Origin of the sequence: Pseudomonas sp. NY15356 (assembly GCF_048068175.1) — a bacterium.
Lineage (GTDB): Bacteria > Pseudomonadota > Gammaproteobacteria > Pseudomonadales > Pseudomonadaceae > Aquipseudomonas > Aquipseudomonas putida_K.
On record NZ_JBLUPW010000002.1, the window covers coordinates 193,902 to 210,755 of the forward strand.

Genomic DNA, 16,854 nt, shown 5'->3' on the forward strand with positions numbered 1-16,854 from the left:
CCAATCGTGCGCCGCAACCGGCTGCCGAGACGGCAAGCTGATTGCCTAACGCAGCTGCATTACCTAGGCTAGGGGCCTTTCCTCGCCATGAGACAGGGCCATGTCAGAACACGAAACCGCAAGCGCAGGCCGCTTCAACAGCATCGAAATCCGTGTACTCGGCTCGCTGATCGAAAAACAGGCCACCAACCCGGAAACCTACCCGCTGACACTCAACGCCCTGGTCCTGGCCTGCAACCAGAAAACCAGCCGTGAACCGGTGATGAACCTCTCGCCCGGCCAGGTCGGCCAGGCCTTGCGTACCCTGGAAGGCCAGGACATGACCCGCCTGCAGATGGGCAGCCGCGCCGACCGCTGGGAGCATCGGGTGGACAAGGCCCTGGAACTGGTGCCGGCGCAACTGGTGCTGATGGGGCTGATGTTCCTGCGCGGGCCACAGACACTCGGCGAATTGCTGACCCGCAGCAACCGCCTGCACGACTTCGACGATGTGGAACAGATCCAGCATCAGCTCGAGCGCCTGATCGCCCGTGGCCTGGCCTTGCACCTGCCACGCCAGGCCGGCCAGCGTGAAGACCGCTACACCCATGCCCTGGGCGACCCGGCGGACATCGAGGCGATCCTGGCCGCGCGCCAGCAAAGTGGCGGCGAGCGCAGCGCTGCCAGCAATGTGTCGCAAGAGCGGATCGAAGCCCTGGAGGCGCGGGTCGCTGCGCTGGAGGCACGCCTGGCCGAGCTCGAGGGCTGAGTCAGGGCTGTTCGGGGTCGGGGAAGTTGCGGCAGCTCTTGCGCTCGGCCAGCTCCCGGTCACTGGGGCGCTGGTCGACGAAGACGGTACGGCCGTCGGAATAGATTTCCAGGTAGCCCCAGTGCAGGTCCTGCTCCTGCTGCCCGGGCTTGGGCGGCACTAGCCACCAGGGTTCGCGGCTGATGAGGGTCATGGGCGTGGTCCGTCAGCGGGTCTGTCTAACACTATAGACAGATACGCCTCGAGGCCCTTTCGCGGGACAAGCCCGCGCCTACACCACCCGGAGGAGCGGGCTTGTGCCGCGCCAGGGCCGCACGGGCGCCCCCGGCGGCTGCAGCCGGCGCCGCGGGACGGCTCCGGTGCTCGACGGCAGCCAGGGAGGCCTTGGCGCCCTCGCCCACGGCGATGACGATCTGCTTGTACGGCACCGTGGTCACATCACCGGCGGCGAACACACCGGGGATATTGGTCTGGCCTTTGGCATCGACGATGATCTCGCCACGCGGCGACAGCTCGACGGTGCCCTTGAGCCAATCGGTGTTCGGCAGCAAGCCGATCTGCACGAAGATCCCCTCGAGCGCCACGTCATGCATCTGGTCGTTGCTGCGGTCCTTGTAGCGCAGGCCGGTGACCTTCTCGCCATCGCCCAGCACTTCGGTGGTCAAGGCGCTGGTGATGACCTTGACGTTCGCCAGGCTGTGCAGCTTGCGTTGCAGTACGGCGTCGGCACGCAGTTGGCTGTCGAATTCGATCAAGGTCACCTGGGCGACGATGCCTGCCAGGTCGATGGCCGCTTCCACGCCGGAGTTGCCACCACCGATCACCGCCACGCGCTTGCCCTTGAACAGCGGGCCGTCACAGTGCGGGCAGTAGGCCACGCCACGGGCGCGGTATTGCTGCTCGCCAGGCACGTTCATCTCGCGCCAGCGGGCGCCGGTGGCCAGGATCACGGTCTTGGCCTTGAGCGACGCACCACTGGCCAGGCGCACTTCGTGCAGGCCGCCGTCGGTGGCTGGAACCAGCGCTTCACCGCGCTGCAGGTTCATGATGTCCACGTCGTACTGCTTGACGTGCTCTTCCAGCGCCGTGGCCAGTTTCGGGCCTTCGGTTTCCTGCACCGAGATGAAGTTCTCGATCGCCAGGGTGTCGAGCACCTGGCCGCCGAAACGCTCGGCCGCGACACCGGTACGGATGCCTTTGCGCGCCGCGTAGATGGCCGCTGAGGCGCCTGCCGGGCCACCACCGACCACCAGCACGTCGAAGGCGTCCTTGGCGTTGATCTTCTCGGCCTGGCGGCTGCCGGCGTTGGTGTCGATCTTGCCGAGGATCTCCTCCAGGCCCATGCGGCCCTGGCCGAAGACTTCACCGTTCAGGTAGATGCTCGGTACCGCCATGACCTTGCGCGCCTCGACCTCATCCTGGAACAGCGCACCGTCGATGGCCACGTGGCGTACGTTGGGGTTGAGCACCGCCATCAGGTTCAGCGCCTGGACCACGTCCGGGCAGTTCTGGCACGACAGCGAAAAATAGGTTTCGAAGGTGAACTCGCCTTCCAGGGCCTGGATCTGCTCGATCACGTCGGTACTGGCCTTGGACGGATGGCCGCCGACCTGCAGCAGCGCCAGCACCAGGGAGGTGAATTCATGGCCCATGGGGATGCCGGCGAAGCGCAGGCTGATGTCGGCACCCGGGCGGTTGAGCGAGAACGAAGGGCGACGGGCGTCGCTGCCGTCCTCGCGCAGGGTGATGAGGTTCGACAGGCCGGCGATCTCCACCAGCAGGTCGTGCAATTCGCGGGACTTCGCGCCGTCGTCGAGGGAAGCAACGATCTCGATCGGCTGGGTGACCCGCTCCAGGTAGGTTTTCAGTTGCGATTTAAGCGTGGCGTCCAACATACGGGCGATTCCTTTTTCAAAACTCGGATACAAAAACGCCCAGGCGAGATCGCCCGGGCGTTTGACGGGGCGGCAGCTACTTCAGCTTTGGCGGCTGGCTACCGCCCGCGATTGACGCATGGACCTCAGATCTTGCCGACCAGGTCCAGGGACGGCGCCAGGGTGGCCTCGCCTTCTTTCCACTTGGCCGGGCAGACTTCACCCGGGTGGGCGGCAACGTACTGGGCAGCCTTGACCTTGCGCAGCAGCTCGCTGGCATCGCGGCCTACGCCACCGTCGTTGATTTCGACGATCTTGATCTGGCCTTCAGGGTTGATCACGAAGGTACCGCGATCGGCCAGGCCGGCTTCTTCGATCAGCACGTCGAAGTTGCGGGCGATGACGTGGGTCGGGTCACCGATCAGCGGGTACTGGATCTTGCCGATGGTTTCCGAAGTGTCGTGCCAGGCCTTGTGGGTGAAGTGGGTGTCGGTGGACACACCGTAGATTTCCACGCCCAGCTTCTGGAACTCGGCGTAGTTGTCGGCCAGGTCACCCAGTTCGGTCGGGCAGACGAAGGTGAAGTCGGCTGGATAGAAGAACACGACGGACCACTTGCCCTTCAGGTCGGCTTCGCTGACCTGGACGAACTCGCCCTTGTGGTAGGCGGTAGCGTTGAACGGTTTGACCTGGCTGTTGATGATTGGCATGAGAGACACTCCTTCATGGGGTTGAAATCAGTTGACGGAGAGAATCCTAACCAACGAGATCGATAAACGCTCATTGGCAAACCTCATGCTCGTGATTGGTTTTGGCTATAACCGAGGATAATTAATAGAAGGGATTGGGCTGAGCAAAGGATTGCGGGTATTCACGACGGGATGCGTCCTTGTGGGAGCGGGCTTGCCCCGCGATTGACCCGGCCCTGCCATCGCGGCGGCATGGCAAGGGCTTCGCCCTTGATCGCGGGACAAGCCCGCTCCCACAGGGCTGCGCTAATCAATGGTTCTCCGCGTGACTGCGCAGCCCGAAGGGCTGGGTAATCTCCCTCAGGATCTGCTGGGAGCGGCCTTGCGTCAGCGCGTGGCCGTGCGCATGGTGACGAACTCTTCGGCCGCCGTCGGGTGCACGCCGATGGTCTCGTCGAACTGCTGCTTGGTGGCGCCGGCCTTGAGAGCGATACCCAGGCCCTGGATGATCTCCCCGGCATCCGGCCCGACCATGTGGCACCCCAGGACCTTGTCGGTGTCGGCATCGACCACCAGCTTCATCAGGGTCTTCTCCTGGATATCGGTCAGGGTGAGCTTCATCGCACGGAAGCGGCTCTCGAAGATCTGCACTTTGTGCCCGGCCTCCAGCGCCTGCTCTTCGGTCAGGCCCACGGTGCCGATCGGCGGCTGGCTGAACACCGCGGTGGGGATATTCTGGTAGTCGACCGGCCGGTAGTCCTCGGGCTTGAACAGACGGCGCGCCACGGCCATGCCTTCGGCCAGGGCCACCGGGGTGAGCTGGACGCGGCCGATCACGTCGCCGATGGCGATGATCGAAGGCTCGGTGGTCTGGTACTGCTCATCGACACGGATGAAACCGCGAGCATCGAGTTCAACGCCGGTATTCTCCAGCCCCAGGTTGTCCAGCATCGGACGGCGCCCGGTGGCGTAGAACACGCAGTCGGCGACCAGCTCGCGGCCATCCTTGAGGGTGGCCTTGAGGCTGCCGTCGTCCTGCTGGTCGATGCGCTGGATGTCGCTGTTGAACTGCAGGTTCAGGCCGCGCTTTTCCAGCTCTTCCTTGAGGTGGGTACGCACCGAGCCGTCGAAGCCGCGCAGGAACAGGTCGCCGCGATACAGCAGCGTGGTATCGGCGCCCAGGCCCTGGAAGATCCCGGCGAACTCCACGGCAATGTAGCCGCCGCCGACCACCAGCACGCGTCGCGGCAATGCCTTGAGGTAGAACGCTTCGTTGGAGGTGATGGCCAGCTCCCTGCCCGGGATGTCCGGTATTTGCGGCCAGCCGCCGGTGGCGATGAGGATATGCCGGGCGCTGTAGCGCTGGCCTTCGACCTCCACCTCATGGGCGCCGGTGATGCGCGCATGGCCCTGGAGCAGGGTCACACTGCTGTTGACCAGCAGGTTGCGGTAGATACCGTTGAGGCGCTCGATTTCACGGTTCTTGTTGGCGATCAGCGTGGCCCAGTCGAAGTGCCCCTCCTCGAGGGTCCAGCCGAAGCCTGCCGCCTGCTCGAGTTCATCGGCCACATGGGCACCGTACACCAGCAGCTTCTTGGGCACGCAACCGACGTTGACGCAGGTGCCTCCCAGGTAGCGGCTCTCGGCCACCGCCACCTTGGCGCCGAACCCCGCGGCGAAGCGCGCCGCACGCACACCGCCGGAACCGGCGCCAATCACGAACAGATCAAAATCGTAGGCCATGCATTCAGTCTCCTTGGCTGGCGCCCAGCATACCGCCGTTGCGCGCTGGGGACAAAAAAGCCACCCCGAGGGGTGGCTTTCGTACCAGCGCAGGACGGATCAGTACGCCTTGCCAGTCTTGTAGTAGTTCTCGAAGCAGAAGTTGGTCGCCTCGATGTAGCCTTCGGCGCCGCCGCAGTCGAAACGCTTGCCCTTGAACTTGTACGCCAGCACGCAGCCGTCCTGGGCCTGCTTCATCAGCGCGTCGGTGATCTGGATCTCGCCGCCCTTGCCTGGCTCGGTATTCTGGATGATGTCGAAGATATCCGGGGTCAGGATATAGCGGCCGATGATCGCCAGGTTCGACGGGGCATCTTCGGGCTTGGGCTTCTCGACCATGTTGGTGACCCGGTAGATGTCATCGCGGATCATGTCGCCGGCGATCACACCGTACTTGTTGGTTTCCTGCGGGTCGACTTCCTGGATGGCGACGATCGAGCAACGGAACTGGTTGTACAGCTTGACCATCTGGGTGAGGATGCCGTCGCCTTCGGGGTTGACGCACAGGTCGTCCGCCAGCACCACGGCGAACGGCTCGTCGCCGATCAGCGGACGGCCGGTGAGGATGGCGTGGCCCAGGCCTTTCATCTCGGTCTGGCGGGTGTAGGAGAAGGAACACTCGTCCAGCAGACGGCGGATACCGACCAGGTATTTTTCCTTGTCGGTGCCCTTGATCTGGGTTTCCAGCTCGTAGCTGATGTCGAAGTGGTCTTCCAGGGCGCGCTTGCCGCGGCCAGTCACGATGGAGATCTCGCTCAGGCCGGCATCCAGGGCCTCCTCGACGCCATACTGGATCAGTGGCTTGTTGACCACCGGCAGCATTTCCTTGGGCATGGCTTTGGTAGCAGGCAGGAAGCGGGTGCCGTAGCCGGCTGCCGGGAACAAGCATTTCTTGATCATATACATCCTTAAACAAAGGCTGGGCCTGTGGAGTTCGGCGCAGTCTAATCAGGCGGCACTCACCTTACAATGCCCTACCCCTGGCCGACCGATGCCATGATAGAGATAACCCAGTGCCGATAGTTCCGATGGGTCATAAATATTGCGACCATCGAACAGCGCCGGCATGCGCATAAGGCCCCGTATGCGCAAGAAATCCGGTTGCCGGAACTGCTTCCATTCGGTCACCAACACCAGCGCATCGGCGCCTTCGACACAGGCATAGGGGTCCTGGGTCAGGCGCAACTGGGCGCTGGCCACCGCCTGCGGATAACGCGCGGCGACGCCGCCCAGGGCGGCCGGGTCGCAGGCCTGCACCCGCGCCCCGGCTGCCAGCAGGGCATCGAGCAAGACCAGGCTGGGCGCCTCGCGCAGGTCGTCGGTACCGGGCTTGAAAGCCAGCCCCCAGATCGCCACGTTGCGCCCGCGCAGGAAACCGCCGAAGTGCTGGCGCAGGGCTTCGAACAGCAAGGTCTTCTGCGTTTCGTTGCGCGCCTGTACGGCCTGGAGAATGGCCGGCTGGTAACCCTGCTGCTCGGCGCAATGGATCAACGCACGGACGTCCTTAGGGAAGCAGGAGCCACCGTAGCCACAACCGGCATAGATGAAATGGCTGCCGATACGCCGGTCGCTGCCGATACCCCGGCGCACCTGCTCGATATCCACGCCCAGGCGCGCGCAAAGCCCGGCCAGTTCATTGACGAAGGAGATGCGCGTGGCGAGGAAGGCGTTGGCCGCGTACTTGGTGAACTCGGCGGCGCGCGTGGACATCAGCAGCACCCGCTCGCGGTTGCGCACGAACGGCGCGTAGAGGCGCTGCAGGCACTGGCTGGCCGGCTCACTGTCGCTGCCGATGATGACCCGGTCGGGTCGCATGAAGTCGTCCACGGCGCTGCCTTCCTTGAGAAACTCAGGGTTGCTCGCCACGTCCACGGCATAGCGCACTCCCCGTTCGCGCAGGCCATTGGCGATATGCCGGGCAACGCGCTCGGCCGTGCCTACCGGCACGGTGGACTTGTTCACCACCAGGCACGCCCTGCCCAGGTGACGGCCAAGGCTGTCGGCCACGGCCAGCACGTGCTGCAGGTCAGCCGAGCCATCCTCCTGGCTCGGCGTGCCAACGGCGATGAACACCACCTCGGCACGTGCCAGGGCCTGGCCCCACTGGTCGCTGAAACTCAGCTGGCCGGTACCCAGGCCCGCCTGCAGCAACGCTTGCAACCCGGGCTCGTAGATCGGGCACTGCCCTTGGCACAACTGTGCAAGGCGCGCCTGGTCGCGCTCCAGGCACACCACACGGTTGCCCATTTCGGCGAAGCAGGCCGCCGTGACCAACCCCACATACCCCGCCCCGATCACACAGAGTTCCATGGCCGCACTCCCTTTCGAAGATTGCGGCCATTGCACCCCAGACGCCGTTGCAGGGCCGTGACAGCCCGGGGTCAAGGGTGTGACACGTCAGCTGCCGGTGCCCTGCCCAATCAACACGCCATCGACCTTCTGCCCGTACAGGTTGACGCCGTCGTTGGCGTGGTACTTCACCCGGGTCTTCTCGATCGAGCCGTCCACCAGGCGCGGGTCCTGGGGTCGTTCATGACGGTTGATCCAGGCAGCCACGTCCCAAGCCTGCTGGTCGCTCAGGCTGCCGGCGCGCCCCAGGGGCATGTTGTGCTTGATGAACGAGGCCGCGGTGTTGATCCGGTGCATGCCGGCGCCCCAGTTGTAGGAATCCTTGCCCCACAACGGCGGCATCACGTACTCGCCGGCCACCTTCTGGCCTTCGCCCTGGTCACCGTGGCAGAGCGCGCACTGTTCGTGGTAGACCTGCTCGCCGCGCTTGAAGTCATAGCCGGCGGCCGGCTGCGCCACCTCCGGGTAGCCGCGCCCTGGTGTTTCGACCCCCGTGGGCGCCTGGGTCGACAGCCAGTAGGCATAGACACTGAGCGCCGTCATCTGCGGGCTGTCGGCCGCCGGCGGCTTGCCGTTCATACTGAACTGGAAGCACCCCTGGATACGCTCGGCGAAGGTGTTGACCTTGTCGTTCTTCTTGCGATACGCCGGGTACATCGGGTAGGCGCCCCACAACGGCGCGGAATGGGCCAGCCGCCCCTGGTCCAGGTGGCAGTTGCTGCAGTTCATGCCATTGCCCACCGCCTCGGGCATCAACCGGCGGGTGTCGACGAACAGGGCATGCCCCTGGCGCACCATCTGGCCGAAGGCATTGTCGGGCAGGTCGCTTTCGGCCGGTGGGCTGAACACCGGTGCAGCCTGGCTGCCGGGTACCTTGAGCTGGGATTGGTCTTCCATGGCGATCGGCGCCGCCTGGGCAGTGCCCAGGGCCAGGAGCAACAGGGCTGGGTAAACCGGCTTCATGGCTGGGCCTCCTGGCTGGTGGGCTGGGCGAAGAATGCGGCGATGGCCTTGACCTCGTCATCGGTCATGGCCTTGGCCACACCGACCATCAGCTGGCTGGGGTCGTTGCTGCGGCTGCCGTCGCGCCAGGCATTGAGTTGCGCCACTAGGTAGCTGGCCGGCTGCCCGGCCAGCGGCGGGAAGTGCTCACCGATGCCACCACCGCCCGGGCCGTGGCACTGCACGCAGCCCGGTATCTGGCGGCTCCAGTCGCCATACAGGGCCAGGCGCGACACCGAGTCCTTGGCGATCTGCTGGCGGCGCAGGGTTGGCGCGGGGTCGGCAGGCAGGCTGGCGAGGTAGGCGCTGACGGCTTTGATTTCGTCCTCGTCCAGGGCCTTGGCGAGCGGCTCCATGACGGCCTGCTTGCGGCTGCCATCGCGAAAATCGACCAGTTGCTTGCTCAAGTAGCCGGCCGGCAGGCCAGCCAGGCGGGGGAAGCCGGCGGCAGCGATGCCTTTGCCGTCCGGGCCGTGGCAGCCCAGGCAAGCCATGGCGGCGGGGTTCTGCCCACCCTGGGTGAAGATCTTCTGGCCATCGACGGCATGCGCCGTGGGCCAGGCCAGGATCAGCAGGCTGCCGATCACGACGCGACTCAACGGTTTCATCAGGGACGCTCCATTTTCCTTGTTATAAGCTTAGGCTTATTCGGTATAAGCTTAGAAAGAGTAGGCCTATCCCTGGTGGGGAACAACGCCCACCGGACAAGAAAATGGCAATTTGCCTGTTAATCGCTCATTGGCTGAGCTGGATCAAGATCCTGAGATGCACTGGGTCGCCGCGGTGCGCACGTCACCCAGGCGCAGAGGGAAGTTGTTCAGCCGCTCGTGCAGCTTGATGCTGCTGCCGCTGCCACGCTTGTCGATATCCACCAGGGCCGCAGGGCCGGCACCTGCGGAAAGCTTCTGCGGCACGATCAGGCGCAGGCCGTCGTCGCCGCGGGGCTCCTCCACCAGAGGGTCGCGCGTTTCGGCCAACTTGCTCTTGACGCAGTCGGCATACTGGCGAGGCGTCTTGCCGGACATCACGTCCAGGGTTTCCCGGGATTGTTCGAGTTCCGAAACACTGACACAGCCGCCCAGCACCACCAACGACATCGCCGCCACCAACCACTTCATTCGCACCACCCTCGGAATCGACAAGAAACGCTTGGACAACAGCCGGGCGGATTTGCTCCCTGCTTTGGCAGATTTATCTTCGGCCCGACCATCCGGGCGCGAGTCCATCCTGACATCGTGGTATCGTTTGCCTTTGCTGAACCAACCCTTGCGGAGCACCCCATGAAATTCGTACACCAGCGCGAGCACCTGAACGAGGACGACGTGGTCGTCATCGAATGCTCCCAGCGCTGTAATATCCGCCTGATGAACGACGCCAACTTCCGCAGCTTCAAGAATGGCGGCCGGCACACCTACCACGGTGGGCACTTCATCAAGTTCCCGGCCAAGATCACCGTGCCCAGCACCGGCTTCTGGAACATCACCATCGATACCGTGAGCCCGCGCCCGATCTCGGTGACGCGCAAGCCGACCTTCACCCACAAGATCAAGATCATTCGCCGTTCGTCCTCCAGACTCGGATAAGGCCCCGCCATGACCCAGACCATCAAATACGTGATCAAGTACAAGCTCGACGGCGAGCGCCGCTGGGACTTCGCCTTGATGCCGGACGCCTCCCAGGAACAAGCCCTGGAAGCGCTGCGCAAGATCCATGGCGAGGACGCCGAGAAAATCAGCGACATCCAGGTCAGCAAGGCCCTGTAATCCCCGCCCGCCCCCGCCACAAGGAGTAACGCATGAGCAACTGGCCCGACCGACGCATTCTCGATCTGCTGGGCATCCAGTTGCCCATCCTCCAGGCACCCATGGCGGGAGCCACCGGTTCAGCCATGGCCATCGCCGTAGGCAATGCCGGCGGGCTCGGCGCCCTGCCCTGCGCCATGCTCAGTGCCGAGCAGGTGCGCGCCGAGATCGAGGCGTTTCGTGCCGGCTGCCAAGGCCCGCTCAATCTGAACTTCTTCTGCCACCAGCCACCGGCACCCGATGCCGAGCGCGACCGGCGCTGGAAGCAGGCGCTCAAGCCGTATTACGAGGAAGTGGGCGCGGACTTCGACGCCCCGACGCCGGTCTCCAACCGTGCCCCGTTCGACGAGCAGAGCTGCCAGCTGGTGGAGCAGCTGCGCCCCGAGGTGGTGAGCTTTCACTTCGGCCTGCCCCAGGCCGACCTGCTGCGACGAGTCAAGGCCAGTGGCGCCAAGGTGCTGTCCAGCGCCACCACGGTGGAAGAAGCCGTGTGGCTGGAGGCCAATGGCTGTGACGCGGTCATCGCCATGGGCTACGAGGCGGGTGGGCACCGCGGCATGTTCCTGAGCGAAGACATCACCAGCCAGGTCGGTACCTTTGCACTGGTACCCCAGGTGGTGGATGCGGTGCGGGTACCAGTGATCGCCGCCGGTGGTATCGGCGACCACCGCGGCCTGGTCGCCGCCCTGGCCCTGGGCGCCTCGGCGGTACAGGTGGGCACCGCCTACCTGTTCTGCCCGCAGGCCAAGGTATCGCCGGCCCACCGCCGCGCGCTGGACAGTGCCCCGGCCAGCGACACAGCACTGACCAACCTGTTCACCGGCCGCCCGGCGCGCGGCATCAACAACCGCATCATGCGCGAGCTCGGGCCGATGAGCCCGCTGGCGCCGCGCTTCCCCCTTGCCGGGGGCGCGCTGATGCCACTGCGGGCGATCCGCGACCCCCAAGGCAACAGCGACTTCAGCAACCTATGGGCAGGCCAGGCGTTGCGCCTGGGGCAGCACCTGGATGCGGGCGAGCTGACCCGGCAGATCGCAGGCAAGGCCCTACAGCAGCTGGGCCTTGCTTCACGAACCTAGTCAGGCAGGCTGCGCGGCCCTTGCAGCCGTACGACGACGGGTCAAGGCGATCAACAGGATGAAGCAGGTCACTGCGGCGGTCATCAATGTCTCGTAGCGATACGCATCGCTGAACAGCATGTAGCCCAGCACCATGACGATCAGGCCGATCACCAGCCAGGTCAGCCAGGGGAACAGCCACATCTTCAGTGCCAGCTCCGTGCCTTCGCGCTCGGCGCGGGCACGCATGCGCAGCTGCGACACGGCGATCACCAGATACACCAGCAAGGCGATGGCGCCGGTAGTCGACAGCAGGAAGCCGAACACCTTGCCTGGGAACACGTAGTTGACGAAGCAGCCGACGAAACCCGCCAGGGTCGACAGCACCACCGCCACAGTGGGTACGCCATTGCCTGAGATGCGCTTGATCATCCGCGGCGCCTCGCCCCGCGCGCCCAGGGAGTAGAGCATGCGCGATGCGGTGTAGAGACCCGAGTTCATGCAACTGGTCACCGCCACCAGCACCACCAGGTCGACCATCAGCTTGGCACCCGGCACGTTCAGTACCTCGAGCACGCGCTGGAACGAGCCGACGGCCTTCAGGCCCGGGTCGTTCCAGGCCACCAGCGACACCACCAGGAAGATGGACGCCAGGTAGAAGATGGCGATGCGGTACACCACCAGGTTGGTCGCGCGGCGGATCTTCTCCTTGGGGTTGGCGGTCTCGTCAGCCGCGATGGTGACGATTTCCGCGCCGAAGAACGAGAAGATGGTGATCAGCACACCCCCAAGTACGGTACCAAAACCATTGGGCATGAAACCGCCGTTGGCCCACAGCTGGCTGACGCCGGAGGTCTCGGCCAGGGGCCAGGCGCCGAACACAGCCAAGCTGCAGATACCGATGAAGGCCAGAATGGCGATCACCTTGACCAGGGCGAACCAGTATTCGAACTCACCGAAGTTCTTCACGCTGATGAGGTTGGTGCCCGACAGCACGATCATGATCAGGAAGGCGAACAGCCAGGACGGCACCACCGGGAAGTAGGCGTGGAGAATGTCCGCGCCGGCAATGGCCTCGACCGGGATGATCAACACCCAGAACCACCAGTACAGCCAGCCGATGGTGAAGCCTGCCCAAGGGCCGATGGCCTCGGCGGCATAGGTGGAGAACGAACCGCTGTTGGGGTTGGCGATGGCCATTTCACCGAGCATGCGCATCACCAGCAGCACCAGCAGGCCGGTCATTGCGTAGGAGATGAGGATGGCCGGGCCGGCGGTGGCGATGGCGTTGGAGGAGCCGATGAACAGGCCCGCGCCGATGATGCCGGCGATGGAAATCATGGATACCTGACGTGAGGTCAGGCCGTGCTGCAGCGAACGCTGTTTCTTTTGTTGTTGCGATGCCATGGGGAACCCTCGAATGGGTCGGCCGCCGCAAGGGGCGGCTGAAAAATGGAGCAGGATGCGAGTAAGTCGTAGTTGCTGAGTTGTTGTTGTTTTATTCGGAAACAGGCGCGGGCAGATCGACAACCGTCATGTTTTTCTCCTACATCGACAGCGGGTTGTAATCGTTGACGCGGGTCAGTATTAATCTATAAGGCAAGGTCAACAAACGACCTTTTCGAAGCACATAATTCCGTTACGGAATGAATTCCTTCCCTTTTTTGCTCAAGGGGATCGGTAAACGTAACCCATGCATGCACCCAGATATCCTCAACGCGCTGGAGCCGTTCGACCTGGCCTGCTTTATTCAAGAATTAAAGGAATGACCGCAATCGAATAATTCGTTTGCACGAATCCGAGCCCGCACGCTTCGATAATAAGAAACCCAAACAAAAGGTTTGCATGCCCATGCAACAGGACAGTATCAGCCACTCCATTGCCATCGTTCACCCGATTACACTTTCCCATGGCCGCAACGCCGAAGTCTGGGATACCGATGGCAAGCGTTATATCGATTTCGTCGGGGGTATCGGCGTACTCAACCTGGGCCATTGCAACCCTGCCGTGGTAGAGGCGATCCAGGCCCAAGCCACCCGCCTGACCCATTACGCGTTCAATGCAGCGCCCCATGGCCCGTACCTGGAGCTAATGGAACGCCTGCGACACTTCGTGCCGGTCAGCTACCCGTTGGCGGGCATGCTCACCAACAGCGGTGCGGAAGCAGCTGAAAATGCCCTGAAAGTGGCGCGTGGCGCGACCGGCAAACGTGCCATCGTCGCCTTCGATGGAGGGTTCCATGGCCGTACCCTGGCCACCCTCAACCTCAACGGCAAGGTGGTGCCCTACAAGCAGCGCGTGGGTGAGCTGCCAGGGCCGGTCTACCATTTGCCCTACCCCAGCGCCGACACCGGCGTGACCTGCGAACAGGCGCTCAAGGCGATGGACCGGCTGTTCAGCGTCGAGCTGGCCGTGGAGGATGTGGCGGCATTCATCTTCGAGCCGGTGCAGGGCGAAGGCGGCTTCCTGGCGCTGGACCCGGCATTCGCCCAGGCGCTACGCCGTTTCTGCGACGCGCATGGGATCCTGATCATCATCGATGAGATCCAGTCCGGGTTCGGCCGCACCGGCCAGCGCTTCGCCTTCCCGCGCCTGGGGATCGAGCCAGACCTGTTGCTGCTGGCCAAGAGCATTGCCGGCGGCATGCCGTTGGGGGCCGTGGTCGGGCGCAAGGCGATCATGGACTCGCTGCCCAAGGGCGGCCTGGGCGGCACCTATTCCGGCAACCCGATCGCCTGCGCGGCGGCACTGGCCAGCCTGGCGCAGATGAGCGATGAGAACCTGGCCACCTGGGGCGAGCGCCAGGAACAGGCCATCGTCGCACGCTACGAACGCTGGAAGGCGTCCGGGCTGACTTCGGCGCTGGGCCGCCTGACAGGCACCGGGGCCATGCGCGGCCTGGAGTTCGTCAATGCCGACGGCAGCCCGGCACCTGCGCAATTGGCCAAGGTGATGGAGGCTGCACGAGCCAAGGGCCTGTTGCTGATGCCCAGCGGCAAGGCGCGACACATCATTCGCCTGTTGGCCCCGTTGACGATCGAACCTGATGTGCTCGAGGAAGGCCTGGATATCCTCGAACAGTGCCTGGCCGAACTGGGCTGCGCTTAGAGCCCCAGCTCCTCGGGCGTGAGCATGTCGGACTCGAAGGCGATCCAGCCGCCTTCGAGCTCGGCGTGGCCGTTGACGATTGGGCCGTAGTAAGTCAGGCCGTTTTCCAAGGTCACGCAGATATGTGTGGCAGGCTTTTCCGGCGCTGCCAGGGTGCCGACGAAATGCACTTTCTTCAGGGTCTCGGTAACCGCTTCCAGGCCGACACGCATGTTGGGGTTTTCCATCGCTTCGGCGTCACCCCCACGGTCTTCGGCGCTGACGGTTACGGTGGCGATGTACGGGTATTTGCTCAATCAGGGTGCCTCGTGGGAACTGGGACGGCGCAGCAGGCGCCAGGGGTACCTAGGGTACGGCAGGTGACGACCAGGCGCGAGTGGTGCGGGGAATATTTGCACCGGCAGCATTGGCCCAATCGCCGGCTAGCCGGCGATTGAGTCGGCATTGCAGGACAACATCCTTCTGCCTACCGACATGGCCTCCCCCGCCCCAATCTGTTAGGGTGCCCGCCGATGCACGCCACACCACACGAGGATTCCGAGTGAGCGCCGAAGAACCCCTGATCGCCGACCTGTTCGAGGTCGACAAACGCCTGACCCTCAAGCCCGTCGTGGATTTCAACAGCTACCTGCGCAACGCCTTCGGTGAAGGCACCTGCCGCTGCCACCGCTGCGTAGACCTGAGCGGCGACGAGACCGGCTACGCCCACCGCCACACCTTCGCCCTGGAAGGCCGCACGCTGCATCGCCGCTTCGCCAACACTGCCGCCAGCGATGTGCTGCAGGTGCTGAAGAAAGCCTGGCTGTCCTACACCAAGGCCGACCTGCAACCAGTGGGCGAGCTGGACCTGGGTACCGTCAAGGCGTTCACCGAGGCTGCGCTGCACGAGCGCCTGCTGGCCCTGCTGCCCGCCAGCGGCCTGGCCCGGGAAAGCGACGGCCAGTGGCATTTGCAGGCCCTGGCCGACTGACACACGCCGATGGCCGCTCGGGCTCAATGCCCCTGGCGGCCATGCAGGATGGCGCGCCCCTTCTCCAGGTACGCCTCCATCTCCTGGTCCGGCACCATGCTGCCGCCCGTCGCCCATACCAGATGGGTGGCATTGGCCATGCGCCGCTCGTCCAGCCCCATGCGCTGGCGAAACCCCTGTTTTTCCAGCAATACCTGGCCCATGCCCGGCACGCCCGCCAATGCCGAGGGCTCCAACCGCTCGCCTTCGAGCCGGTCCATCAAAGCCAGCAGGCGGAACAGCTCTGCGTCACTGACGGTGTAATAGCCATCTACCAGGCGCTGCATGCTGCGCCCGACGAACCCTGAGGGCCGCCCGACCGCCAGCCCGTCGGCGGCGGTATGGTTATCCAGGCCGAAATCGTAGACCGACACCTGCTCATGCAACCCGGTATAGACCCCCAGCAGCATGCAGGGCGAATGGGTGGGCTCGGCGAACAGGCAATGCACCGCATCGCCGAACGCCTGCTTCAGGCCAAAGGCCACGCCGCCAGGCCCACCGCCCACGCCACACGGCAGATAGACGAACAGAGGGTGATCGGCATCGACCTGGATGCCTGCGCCCTGCAACTGCCCGCGCAGGCGCTCGGCGGCCACGGCGTAGCCGAGGAACAGGTCGGTGGAGTTTTCATCATCGACGAAATGGCAGTTGGGGTCGGCATCCGCTTCGCGCCGCCCCTGGGCCACGGCAACGCCGTAGTCGGCCTCGTACTCGCGCACCTCCACGCCACAAGCGCGTAGGCACTCCTTCTTCCACTGGCGGGCATCGGCGGACATATGCACTGTGGTACGGAACCCAAGCCGGGCCCCCATCACGCCAATGGACAGCCCCAGGTTGCCGGTCGAGCCGACGGCGATGCTGTATTGACCGAAGAAAGCCCGCGCTGCGTCGCTGTCGAGCACCGCGTAGTCATCGCCTGGCTTGAGCAGGCCGTGGGCCAGGGCGAGGTCCTCGGCATGCTTGAGCACCTCGTAGATACCGCCACGGGCCTTGATCGAACCGGAAATGGGCAGCTGGTTGTCGGCCTTGAGCCAAAGCCGGCCGCTGGGTGCGATACCCAGCTCGTCGCACAGCGCTGCCTGCAGCGTGGGCAAGGGCCTCAAGGGCGACTCGATCAGGCCACCGGACGCTGCCGTCTGCGGGAACGCCGAGGCGATGAACGGCGCAAAACGCTCAAGCCGGGCGCTGGCCTGGGCGATATCGGCGGCGCCCAGCGGCACATCGCCAAGCGCCTGGGCACAGGGCACGACGCCCGGATTGAACCAGGCAACCTGCGCATGACGCACCAGGTCGGCAATCAATGGGTGCTGCTGGCACCAGGTTTCCAGCGGGACGGCAAGGGCCATGGGCGACTCCAGGAGGTCAGCGAACGAGCCTTGGATTAGGCGGCACATGCCCTTGCCTTGGCAACCGTCGGATACTCATCCACGGCC

General features: G+C 64.4%; 17 protein-coding genes and 1 pseudogene. 6 read left to right on the plus strand and 12 right to left on the minus strand.

Annotated elements, in window-relative coordinates:
• Nucleotides 1-100: 100 nt before the first annotated feature.
• Nucleotides 101-748 carry a YceH family protein gene (locus ACNFCI_RS03480; protein WP_084858908.1) on the plus strand — a complete coding sequence of 216 codons (648 nt, stop codon included), beginning with the start codon at nucleotides 101-103 and terminating at the stop codon, nucleotides 746-748.
• Between the two features lies 1 nt (nucleotide 749).
• On the opposite strand, the gene ACNFCI_RS03485 is transcribed toward ACNFCI_RS03480, so the two are convergent.
• From ACNFCI_RS03485 to ACNFCI_RS03525, 9 genes and pseudogenes are all read right to left on the minus strand, one after another.
• Complete coding sequence (locus tag ACNFCI_RS03485) at nucleotides 750-941, minus strand: hypothetical protein (RefSeq protein ID WP_084858909.1); 192 nt, start codon at nucleotides 939-941, stop codon at nucleotides 750-752.
• A gap of 145 nt (nucleotides 942-1,086) precedes the next feature.
• Nucleotides 1,087-2,643, minus strand: a pseudogene (gene ahpF, locus ACNFCI_RS03490) (alkyl hydroperoxide reductase subunit F); the annotation flags it as partial.
• Between the two features lie 125 nt (nucleotides 2,644-2,768).
• Entirely contained in the window at nucleotides 2,769-3,332 is a 564-nt protein-coding gene (ahpC, locus tag ACNFCI_RS03495) for an alkyl hydroperoxide reductase subunit C (RefSeq protein ID WP_043211767.1), read from the minus strand.
• 366 nt (nucleotides 3,333-3,698) lie between these two features.
• Nucleotides 3,699-5,054 (minus strand): glutathione-disulfide reductase, encoded by a 1,356-nt coding sequence (gene gorA / locus ACNFCI_RS03500; protein WP_416767419.1) that lies wholly within the window; start codon nucleotides 5,052-5,054, stop codon nucleotides 3,699-3,701.
• A 99-nt stretch (nucleotides 5,055-5,153) separates the two neighbouring features.
• Nucleotides 5,154-5,993, minus strand: coding sequence for a UTP--glucose-1-phosphate uridylyltransferase GalU (galU, locus tag ACNFCI_RS03505; RefSeq protein ID WP_084859143.1), 840 nt, complete (start codon nucleotides 5,991-5,993; stop codon nucleotides 5,154-5,156).
• Nucleotides 5,994-6,041: 48 nt separating this feature from the next.
• The gene (locus tag ACNFCI_RS03510) at nucleotides 6,042-7,403 is read right to left on the minus strand and encodes a UDP-glucose dehydrogenase family protein (RefSeq protein WP_084859144.1); all 1,362 of its coding nucleotides are present in this window, start codon (nucleotides 7,401-7,403) and stop codon (nucleotides 6,042-6,044) included.
• Between the two features lie 87 nt (nucleotides 7,404-7,490).
• Nucleotides 7,491-8,405, minus strand: coding sequence for a c-type cytochrome (locus ACNFCI_RS03515; protein WP_084859145.1), 915 nt, complete (start codon nucleotides 8,403-8,405; stop codon nucleotides 7,491-7,493).
• Entirely contained in the window at nucleotides 8,402-9,052 is a 651-nt protein-coding gene (locus ACNFCI_RS03520) for a c-type cytochrome (RefSeq protein WP_416767421.1), read from the minus strand. The genes ACNFCI_RS03515 and ACNFCI_RS03520 overlap by 4 nt, the downstream gene beginning before the upstream one ends.
• Nucleotides 9,053-9,196: 144 nt before the next feature.
• Nucleotides 9,197-9,562 carry a hypothetical protein gene (locus tag ACNFCI_RS03525; RefSeq protein WP_084859147.1) on the minus strand — a complete coding sequence of 122 codons (366 nt, stop codon included), beginning with the start codon at nucleotides 9,560-9,562 and terminating at the stop codon, nucleotides 9,197-9,199.
• 162 nt (nucleotides 9,563-9,724) lie between these two features.
• Here ACNFCI_RS03525 and ACNFCI_RS03530 point away from each other — a divergent pair, with 162 nt between their 5' ends.
• From ACNFCI_RS03530 to ACNFCI_RS03540, 3 genes are read left to right on the plus strand one after another with little or no spacing between them, the layout of a single operon-like run.
• Complete coding sequence (locus ACNFCI_RS03530; protein WP_084859148.1) at nucleotides 9,725-10,027, plus strand: DUF1883 domain-containing protein; 303 nt, start codon at nucleotides 9,725-9,727, stop codon at nucleotides 10,025-10,027.
• A 9-nt stretch (nucleotides 10,028-10,036) separates the two neighbouring features.
• Nucleotides 10,037-10,207, plus strand: a complete 171-nt coding sequence (locus tag ACNFCI_RS03535) for a hypothetical protein (RefSeq protein WP_172403075.1) — start codon at nucleotides 10,037-10,039, stop codon at nucleotides 10,205-10,207.
• 32 nt (nucleotides 10,208-10,239) lie between these two features.
• Complete coding sequence (locus tag ACNFCI_RS03540; protein ID WP_084859149.1) at nucleotides 10,240-11,325, plus strand: NAD(P)H-dependent flavin oxidoreductase; 1,086 nt, start codon at nucleotides 10,240-10,242, stop codon at nucleotides 11,323-11,325.
• Here the strand turns inward: ACNFCI_RS03540 and ACNFCI_RS03545 are convergent, their stop codons facing one another.
• Nucleotides 11,326-12,711, minus strand: coding sequence for an amino acid permease (locus tag ACNFCI_RS03545; protein ID WP_368830049.1), 1,386 nt, complete (start codon nucleotides 12,709-12,711; stop codon nucleotides 11,326-11,328).
• Nucleotides 12,712-13,155: 444 nt separating this feature from the next.
• On the opposite strand from ACNFCI_RS03545, the gene ACNFCI_RS03550 reads away from it, so the two are divergent.
• On the plus strand, nucleotides 13,156-14,412 hold the full coding sequence (locus ACNFCI_RS03550; RefSeq protein ID WP_084859151.1) for an aspartate aminotransferase family protein: 1,257 nt from the start codon (nucleotides 13,156-13,158) through the stop codon (nucleotides 14,410-14,412).
• Here the strand turns inward: ACNFCI_RS03550 and ACNFCI_RS03555 are convergent.
• Nucleotides 14,409-14,708: a hypothetical protein gene (locus tag ACNFCI_RS03555; protein WP_084859152.1), complete on the minus strand. Its 300-nt coding sequence runs from the start codon at nucleotides 14,706-14,708 to the stop codon at nucleotides 14,409-14,411. The two genes, ACNFCI_RS03550 and ACNFCI_RS03555, sit on opposite strands and share 4 nt — an antisense overlap.
• 245 nt (nucleotides 14,709-14,953) lie before the next feature.
• Between ACNFCI_RS03555 and ACNFCI_RS03560 the strand changes: the two genes are divergently transcribed.
• Nucleotides 14,954-15,382 (plus strand): hypothetical protein, encoded by a 429-nt coding sequence (locus ACNFCI_RS03560; protein ID WP_084859154.1) that lies wholly within the window; start codon nucleotides 14,954-14,956, stop codon nucleotides 15,380-15,382.
• Nucleotides 15,383-15,405: 23 nt separating this feature from the next.
• Here ACNFCI_RS03560 and dsdA read toward each other — a convergent pair whose 3' ends face one another.
• Nucleotides 15,406-16,767, minus strand: a complete 1,362-nt coding sequence (gene dsdA / locus ACNFCI_RS03565; protein WP_416767425.1) for a D-serine ammonia-lyase — start codon at nucleotides 16,765-16,767, stop codon at nucleotides 15,406-15,408.
• Nucleotides 16,768-16,854: the final 87 nt, after the last annotated feature.

Excerpts from the sequence above, each read along its gene's own strand:
- ACNFCI_RS03540 (WP_084859149.1), top strand. The coding sequence starts at position 10,240 with ATGAGCAACTGGCCCGACCGACGCATTCTCGATCTGCTGGGCATCCAG.
- gorA (WP_416767419.1), bottom strand. The coding sequence starts at position 5,054 with ATGGCCTACGATTTTGATCTGTTCGTGATTGGCGCCGGTTCCGGCGGT.
- ACNFCI_RS03535 (WP_172403075.1), top strand. The coding sequence starts at position 10,037 with ATGACCCAGACCATCAAATACGTGATCAAGTACAAGCTCGACGGCGAG.
- ACNFCI_RS03525 (WP_084859147.1), bottom strand. The coding sequence starts at position 9,562 with ATGAAGTGGTTGGTGGCGGCGATGTCGTTGGTGGTGCTGGGCGGCTGT.
- ACNFCI_RS03515 (WP_084859145.1), bottom strand. The coding sequence starts at position 8,405 with ATGAAGCCGGTTTACCCAGCCCTGTTGCTCCTGGCCCTGGGCACTGCC.
- ahpC (WP_043211767.1), bottom strand. The coding sequence starts at position 3,332 with ATGCCAATCATCAACAGCCAGGTCAAACCGTTCAACGCTACCGCCTAC.
- ACNFCI_RS03520 (WP_416767421.1), bottom strand. The coding sequence starts at position 9,052 with ATGAAACCGTTGAGTCGCGTCGTGATCGGCAGCCTGCTGATCCTGGCC.
- ACNFCI_RS03545 (WP_368830049.1), bottom strand. The coding sequence starts at position 12,711 with ATGGCATCGCAACAACAAAAGAAACAGCGTTCGCTGCAGCACGGCCTG.
- galU (WP_084859143.1), bottom strand. The coding sequence starts at position 5,993 with ATGATCAAGAAATGCTTGTTCCCGGCAGCCGGCTACGGCACCCGCTTC.
- ACNFCI_RS03530 (WP_084859148.1), top strand. The coding sequence starts at position 9,725 with ATGAAATTCGTACACCAGCGCGAGCACCTGAACGAGGACGACGTGGTC.
- ACNFCI_RS03550 (WP_084859151.1), top strand. The coding sequence starts at position 13,156 with ATGCAACAGGACAGTATCAGCCACTCCATTGCCATCGTTCACCCGATT.
- ACNFCI_RS03510 (WP_084859144.1), bottom strand. The coding sequence starts at position 7,403 with ATGGAACTCTGTGTGATCGGGGCGGGGTATGTGGGGTTGGTCACGGCG.
- dsdA (WP_416767425.1), bottom strand. The coding sequence starts at position 16,767 with ATGGCCCTTGCCGTCCCGCTGGAAACCTGGTGCCAGCAGCACCCATTG.
- ACNFCI_RS03480 (WP_084858908.1), top strand. The coding sequence starts at position 101 with ATGTCAGAACACGAAACCGCAAGCGCAGGCCGCTTCAACAGCATCGAA.
- ACNFCI_RS03485 (WP_084858909.1), bottom strand. The coding sequence starts at position 941 with ATGACCCTCATCAGCCGCGAACCCTGGTGGCTAGTGCCGCCCAAGCCC.